Genomic DNA, 7,512 nt, shown 5'->3' on the forward strand with positions numbered 1-7,512 from the left:
CAGTTTGTGGGATTTAAATACAGGAAAACATATTTTCACTTTTTTTGGACTTTTGAACGGGGTTTTTGCCGTCGCTTTCAGTCCGCGATCCTCCCTTCTTGTTAGTGGCGACCTCGATAAAACGATCGCTACTTGGAATCTGGATACCAAAGTGGTGCGTAGCTTGTGCAATTCTGATTCTGCCTACAATCATTGCAGCTACATTTTTTCACTTGCATTTACGCCTGATGGAGAAACTCTTGCCAGCGGCAGTGCGGACAAAACTATCAAAATTTGGGATATTCCCAGATGGGTGTCAACGCGGACTTTGACAGGTCATACAGATGCAGTTTGGTCTGTGGCGATCGCTCCCGACGGTAAAACTCTCGTTAGTGCTAGTGCTGATAAAACTATCAGAATTTGGCCTTTGAAGAGTTGGGAAAACCCGCGCATTCTTACCGGGCATTCCGGTTGGGTAACATCGGTCGCTATCAGTCGTAATGGTAAAATTATTGCCAGCGGCAGTGCAGACAAAACTATTAAATTGTGGCATCTTGCTACTGGGAAATTACTCTGCACTTTAACAGGACATTCAGCTGCCGTTTGGTCTCTTGCTTTCAGTCCTGATGGCAAAAATATCGTCAGCAGTAGCAAGAAGGAAGTTAATCTTTGGCACATAGGTTCTGCCGAACTTATTCAAACTCTTTCTGGGTGCAATCCGGTTGCTTTCAGTCCTGATGGCAAAACGCTCGTTACTGGTGGTGATGGCTTTACTATCAAAATTTGGCGACAGTCTTTTGCTGTTAGTGAATCCGCAATTGTGCCAAAGCTATCTGGGGAATGGTGGCAAGTTTTGGGAGTGGATAAGTTAGCTTCTCCTCAAGAAGTTAAAATAGCTTATCGTCGTTTAATTAAACAATATCATCCCGATATCAATCATTCTGTAAATGCTAAAGATATGATGCAGGCAATCAATGAGGCTTATGCTAAATTCGAGCAGGAAAGCTAGAGTTTAGGGGTTAGGAGTTAGGGAAGAGAAAATTTTTGACTTTTGGCTTTTGACTTTTGATTTTTAACTCTTCCCCTCACCTCTAGCCCTAACAGGAACCAAAACCGGTAATACTGTGAGAGGCTGTTTCTTCTAAAATTTGTTTTCCTTCCTGAAGCAAATAGTCGAAAAATGTGCGGGCAACGACAGATAGTTGTTTGCCTGATGGGTAAGCCACATACCAATATCTTTCGATCGGAAAACCTTCCACATCCAAGATGGTAAGATGACTGGTTGTTCCTTCCAAAGCTACAGTGTGGCTGGACAAAACTGAGATACCCAAACCACCGGCGATCGCTTGCTTTATTGCCTCGTTGCTGCCCAACTCTACCTTAACTTTGACACTAATTCCGCGCTGCTCGAATAATTTTTGCACTGCTTGGCGCGTACCGGAACCCGGTTCCCGCATAATAAAAGGTTCCCCGGAAAGGCTTTCCAGAGGGATATTTTTTTGTTGGGCCAGTGGATGATTGCTGGGTGCTAAGACGACTAAAGGATTTTCCAGAAACGGGTGCATCAGTCCCTCGAAATTCTCTGGTGGTTGGCTGATAATATAGAGATCGTCTTGATTTTGCGAAAAGCGTTCCAGGATAATTTCGTGATTTGTCACCTGGAGGGATATATCAATTCCCGGATAACGCTGACAAAATGGCCCCAACAAACGCGGCACAACGTATTTGGCGGTGGTAATTGCTGCCAGCCGCAACTGTCCTGCCTTTACGCCTTTGAGGTCGGCGATCGTCATTTCAAACTGAGCTAACCTGTCGAAAATATCCCGGCAGGTTGCCAACAATTCGCGGCCCGCGTCTGTCAGGTACAGGCGCTTACCGATTTGCTCAAACAACGGTAAGCCAACTGCCTTGGCGAGCTGTTTCACCTGCATTGAGACGGTGGGTTGGGTCAAAAACAGTTCTTCAGCCGCACGGGTAAAGCTGCTATGCCTAGCTGCGGCTTCAAATACTTTTAATTGATGAAGCGTGGTATGCTTCAAGGCTCACACTCCCAGAAGCGTTAAGTATAGATATTTATCTATTATAACCATTTGAAACAACTATTTTTATTTATAAAAAGTTCGGGCTATGATGTACTCACCGGCAAGAGCGTAAGACATCTTCAATGCAGCGTTGCATACTGGGTCACGATCGCTGAAGCGAGTCTTTCTACCGAACCCACCTATTGCCAACGGCAATAGCAAAAGAAAGTCTCTATCAGCATCATGTCTTAGATTTGCAACGCTTTTTCGTATTTTCCTCTATTCTTGTGGCATCGGCACAGGTAATTTTGCTAAATCGGGCAGTTTGACTAACTCTTTTTCCACTTCCTTAACACTTATTGGTAAGTTTAGTGGTTGCCGCTCCTCAATCCAGCAACTGGCTACTGGCAGAGTTTGTTCCAGATCGTCCAAAGGTCGAGGAATGACCATAACAGCATTTAATTCGCCGATGCGTTCGGCTTCGTACATTCCCGCCTCAACAGCTACTGCCACATCTGCCACAGAACCTCGGATAATGGCCGTACACAAACCGGCCCCAATGGTTTCATAGGATGACAGGTGTACCTCAGCTGCTTTGAGCATAGCATCGGCTGCTCCCACCATAGCTGGAAATCCTCGCGTTTCCAATAGGCCGATCGCCATATTGCTTAAGCGACTGTGGCCTTGGTTTTGAGATAGTTGGAACAACCGATTGCCAATGGGAAGGACAGCTTCTAAATTAGCGAGGGGTCTGGCAATGACCAAGCTGGAAATTAATTCACCGAACTGTTGGGCTGTCTGGGCACCAGCTTCAACGGCTAGGCGGACATCGGCAATGCCACCTCGGACGATCGCAGTGCAGTGACCGCTACCTGTTTTCTCATACCCGACTAACATTACTCCAGCTGACTTGAGCATCATATCAGCGCATCCGACGATCGCGGGAAAACTGCGCGTAGATACTAAACCCAAAGCAGTATCCCTAAAATCTCTCTCTCGATTCGGCTGTAGCTGCATATAAAACCTCCATTTAGTTTTTAGTTGTTAGTTGTTAATTGTTAGTAAGTAACTGGGAAGTGGGTAGGCGTATTTCGCGAAAAGCTTATCGCAGACAGGGAAAGAGTTGTCTCTTCACCGATCGCCCATCATCGATCGCATATTTCCCAATTCTGAATTTCCTACCAAATTCTGATAACTAACACCTAAAAACTAACAGCTAATCAGTCTTGCCGTCTTGGCGCGGAGGCTTTAAAGATTGATTTTGGGGAAAAAGGGTCACTAGGAGTCGGTTTAAGTGAGCTTGTCCGTAGGCAAATTGAATCCGAACGGTCTCTTGTGAGTCAGCGAGAGTGGCAGTGGAAGCTACTTCGGTGTCGGTTTGAGAGGCAGATGCTTCTGGAGTGGGATCTTTGGGATCGAGAGTGGCAGCAGACGTATTGGGTGTGCTGCTTTCCACAGATTGTCGTTTTTCTGCCAAAGGCAAGATGACGATCGTCGGTAGGGTCGTTTTGTTTGGTTGAGACACTGAAGCCGAGTCAGTTGGGACTTCTGGGATTGGCTTTTCCTTGAGGGGACGACTCGAATCTCCGATGATAGAACCTGGGGGTACTGCTTGGCGTGGTGCGATCGAAGTGTTGAAAATCGTCGCAGCCGAGCCAATGCAAGCCTTTGCCCCTATTTTGCCCTTGCCGACTACCAAGACACCAGTTCCCAGGAGAGCTCCCGCCTCTATTTCCAGGGTGCCATTGCGAGCGTCAATGATTGACCCCATGCCTATACAAACTCTGGCGGCAATGATAATGTGGCTGTTTGCATCTGCAATAAGTAAGACCCCTGGGGCGATCGCCGCACTCGGATCGATAGTGACATTGCCACTAACGTAATATTGCAAGTTTTCCAGCGGTTGCAGTGGCGGCAATTGCATTTAAACTATCACCTCAAATGAGGGCTGGCGGTTGGGGATTGGGGACTGTTGACTTAGGGCTGAAGAAGGATTCTTCCCCTAGAGCCTAGTCCCTAGCCCCGACGCCCTATTTAATGGCCTGGTTGTTGAATAATCTGCTCGTGGACGCGACGCTTCGCTTTCGGGTCAATACCGATTAAGCGCACGTATTCGCCGCTATGCTCTTTCATACAAGCTTCCAGAGCGGCATATACTTCCGAGGCGCTGTTGGACTGTGCAGGGGCACAGCTTTGCCAGGAGCTGGTGCGGAAGCGTCGCGCATCGGCGTGTTCCATACCGATGCGATAGCCTTGAGCCAGGAGAGAACGTACTTTTTCTTGCACTTCCGGACTCAAGCTGCTGCTGCTGTGACTCGACGCTTTGCTGACTGGGCTCTCAGTTGTTTGCACTCCAGCAGCAGGTTTCGACATTTGGGGAACTTTCCCATCCGGTCGTTGGATGATTTGTTCCATCACCCGTCGCTTTGCTTTGGGGTCGATGCCGATCATACGGACATATTCTCCCGTATGGCTTTCTATACAAGCTTCCAAAGCTTGGACTACATCAGATACTCGATTGCTGTCAATGGGAGAGCAGCTGTGCCAGGAACTGGTGCGGAAGCGTCGCGCATCGGCGTGTTCGGTGCCGATGCGGTATCCTTGAGCCAGTAGGGAACGCACTTGTTCGACAACTTCTGACCCCAGTTGCGAGCTCTGAACTGAATTGCCGCTCGAGCTACTGTTAGTTGCAATTGAAGGAGCTTTCCCACTCACGGGGGCTGCGCCGTTGGGCCGTTGGATCACCATTTCCAGAACTCGCCGCTTCGCTTTGGGGTCAACGCCAATCAAGCGCACGTATTCTCCCGTAAATTCATCCAAACTAGCTTCCAAGGCGGAGATGGCTTCAGATTCTCTGGTTGCCTGGATAATCGGGCCGCTTTGCCAGGAACTGGTGCGGAAACGTCGCTCATCGGCGTGTTCTGTACCGATCCGATATCCTTGTGCTACCATTTGACGCACTTGTTGGCTGATTTCTGGACTTAAGCGCATACTTTTCACCTGACCGTTGGAATTTTTTGTGCCATTATTTGGTTGCGATCGATCGAATTCATCGCGTATTGATGTGATGCAGCCTACATCTTCGGCGCACCGATAACCGGTCCGCAAAGCGTCGTTGATGCTGATGATGTGATGCGCGAATTGCTTGTCTGTTTCGCTCACATCGGGCAAGCGATCGGCCTGCTGTTGGTTGGTAATGATTGAGCCGGAAGCAACATACTTGCCGGGGGGAATCTCCACATCCTGGATCAGCGCGTGCATCATGACGATGCAGCCGTCTCCCACACGGGCGTTAAATACTGTAGAGCGAAAGCCGATAAAGCAATTATCGCCAACATAGGCGGGGCCGTGAATTAAAGCCATGTGGGTGATGGAGGTATTTTTCCCAATCCAAACGGAGTAGGAATTGCCGTCATCTCCTTGCGCCCGTCCTTGCTCTAAACCGTGAATGACTACGCCATCTTGAATGTTGGTACTTTCGCCAATATGAAAAGGCGTTCCCTCATCTGCCCGGATAGAAGTGCCTGGGGCCACCATTACGTTTGTGCCGATCCGTACATCTCCAATCACATTGGAGGACGGATGCACGTATGCTGTTTCATCAATTTTTGGTTTAGCCAAAGTTTTCGACCAAGGGGTCGGCGGGGCAGCTACGCTGCGGAGTACCATAAGCGTGTTCCTCTTAACTGAACGCTTGTCAGTTGGTTGTATGTTTGGCGTATGTTTGGCGTATGTTTGGCGATACACACGCCAAACATAGGCTGTCAATTTTTAGCAGCCATCGGTCATCAGTCATCAGTCATTAGCTGCATTTTGTGAATGACTAATGACTAATGACCAATGACCTATTTGCGGTCTTGGTCTTTTTTGCTGTAAAGCACGCGATTGTCAATACTTACAGTGTCAATAATCGCCACTACCAAAGCATCTAGCGGGCGCGTTTGGTTGCCCTCAACTTGACGAGCGGCACTTCCACGAGTGACGAGTACCCACTCCTCCACTCCCGCACCCACTTGATCTGCTGCTACTTCGTATTTGGGCAGTAGGCGTCCCTCTTCGTCTATATATTGCAACAGTAGCAATTTCGCTCCCCTGAGACTTGCCTCTTTGTGGGTGCTGACGACGGTACCGCGAACTTTGGCAATTTGCATTTTTATGGTCTGTTGTATGGACGAATGCCGCTGACGCTATCGCGGAACTGCTGCACTTCTTCGGTGTAACGAATCGGCAGGACGTACTCTAGGTTTTCGTGAGGACGCGCAATAATGTGTGTGGACAATACTTGACCGCCATTAACCCGCTTCACAGATTCAATCCCAGCTGCAACCGAGGCTTGCACTTCGGAAACATCGCCCCGGACAATTACCGTCACGCGACCGCTACCAATTTTCTCATAGCCTACGAGGGTGACGCGAGCGGCTTTTACCATTGCGTCTGCGGCTTCCACAACAGCCGGAAAGCCCAGGGTTTCGATCATGCCAACTGCGATTGCCATTGCTTTAATCCTCGATAAACTTCGTAAAAATGAACAAAACTGAAAGTTTTATTAGTACTGCACAACCTAATGTGTCAGTTTAGTTAGGTACGAAACTGTTCGACAGCTTCGGTATAACGAATGGGCAGTACATATTCTAGGTTCTCATGGGGACGGGCAATTATGTGAGTGGATAAAACTTCGCCTCCATTTACCCGCTTGGCGGATTCTACTCCCGCTGCCACCGAAGCCTGCACTTCCGAGACATCCCCCCGTACTATTACGGTCACGCGGGCACTGCCGATTTTTTCATAACCTACAAGTGTGACGCGGGCTGCTTTGACCATAGCGTCGGCTGCTTCTACCACAGCCGGAAACCCTTTGGTCTCAATCATTCCGACAGCAATTGGCATTTTGATTCTCCTACCGGACGAGCGTAAGTAATTGTACTATTAGGTACTTTTACTGGAAAAATTGACGGAAATGCCCATTTTGCTTGGCTCAATAAAAAGCTTTTAGCATTCCCAAATTTAAGAATAAAGAAGCCTGGGTTCCTTGACAATATTAATTACAATGATGATTTCAAATTAAAAATATTAAAATAACTTAATATTTGACTATTCTATGTATTTATCTGGTGCGGACGAAATGTTTTATAATTTCTTTATTACTTTTAGTTAAACCAGACTTATAGAAACTGGGCGCTAAATATGGTAATAGGCGATCGGGCATAAATAACCGATAACAACCGACGACAATTGCTCATCCCCTGTCGGCTGCCTTGGCCCTAAAACTGATCGATCTCGGTTCTTCCTGTAAGAATACCGAGAAATTTTTTATTTATAACAAAAGCTTATATAGGTGATTAAGGATTTTTGGCATCACAATCCTTCTATAGAGTGCTTTATATGGTTAAGATATACAAAAATCAATAATATACAAAAGTTATTGCTCACCTTTTAGCAAAGCCTTGTACATTCACATAAAGATTGACAAAAGGCATAAATTGCTTTAAAGGAGTTCGATTCGGTTGAGGCA

The 7,512-nt window shown here is 47.4% G+C and carries 8 protein-coding genes; 1 reads left to right on the forward strand and 7 read right to left on the reverse strand.

Annotation, left to right across the window (positions count from 1 at the left end):
- On the forward strand, positions 1 to 988 hold a 988-nt coding region (locus H6S82_RS11860; RefSeq protein WP_206756863.1), incomplete at its 5' end, for a DnaJ domain-containing protein.
- Between the two features lie 88 nt (positions 989 to 1,076).
- Here the strand turns inward: H6S82_RS11860 and H6S82_RS11865 are convergent.
- The 7 genes from H6S82_RS11865 to H6S82_RS11895 form a co-directional block, all read right to left on the reverse strand.
- Positions 1,077 to 2,018, reverse strand: coding sequence for a LysR family transcriptional regulator (locus H6S82_RS11865; protein WP_190466689.1), 942 nt, complete (start codon positions 2,016 to 2,018; stop codon positions 1,077 to 1,079).
- A 261-nt stretch (positions 2,019 to 2,279) separates the two neighbouring features.
- Positions 2,280 to 3,017, reverse strand: a complete 738-nt coding sequence (locus H6S82_RS11870) for a BMC domain-containing protein (protein ID WP_190466692.1) — start codon at positions 3,015 to 3,017, stop codon at positions 2,280 to 2,282.
- 199 nt (positions 3,018 to 3,216) lie between these two features.
- On the reverse strand, positions 3,217 to 3,924 hold the full coding sequence (locus tag H6S82_RS11875) for a transferase (RefSeq protein ID WP_190466695.1): 708 nt from the start codon (positions 3,922 to 3,924) through the stop codon (positions 3,217 to 3,219).
- A 110-nt stretch (positions 3,925 to 4,034) separates the two neighbouring features.
- Positions 4,035 to 5,669 carry a ribulose bisphosphate carboxylase small subunit gene (locus H6S82_RS11880; RefSeq protein WP_190466699.1) on the reverse strand — a complete coding sequence of 545 codons (1,635 nt, stop codon included), beginning with the start codon at positions 5,667 to 5,669 and terminating at the stop codon, positions 4,035 to 4,037.
- A 176-nt stretch (positions 5,670 to 5,845) separates the two neighbouring features.
- Entirely contained in the window at positions 5,846 to 6,151 is a 306-nt protein-coding gene (locus tag H6S82_RS11885; RefSeq protein WP_190466702.1) for a EutN/CcmL family microcompartment protein, read from the reverse strand.
- A 2-nt stretch (positions 6,152 to 6,153) separates the two neighbouring features.
- The gene (locus H6S82_RS11890) at positions 6,154 to 6,495 is read right to left on the reverse strand and encodes a carbon dioxide-concentrating mechanism protein CcmK (RefSeq protein ID WP_190466705.1); all 342 of its coding nucleotides are present in this window, start codon (positions 6,493 to 6,495) and stop codon (positions 6,154 to 6,156) included.
- Between the two features lie 83 nt (positions 6,496 to 6,578).
- On the reverse strand, positions 6,579 to 6,887 hold the full coding sequence (locus H6S82_RS11895) for a carbon dioxide-concentrating mechanism protein CcmK (protein WP_190466708.1): 309 nt from the start codon (positions 6,885 to 6,887) through the stop codon (positions 6,579 to 6,581).
- Positions 6,888 to 7,512 lie beyond the last annotated feature (625 nt).

Source organism: Planktothrix sp. FACHB-1355 (assembly GCF_014748295.1).
Lineage (GTDB): Bacteria > Cyanobacteriota > Cyanobacteriia > Cyanobacteriales > Aerosakkonemataceae > Aerosakkonema > Aerosakkonema funiforme_A.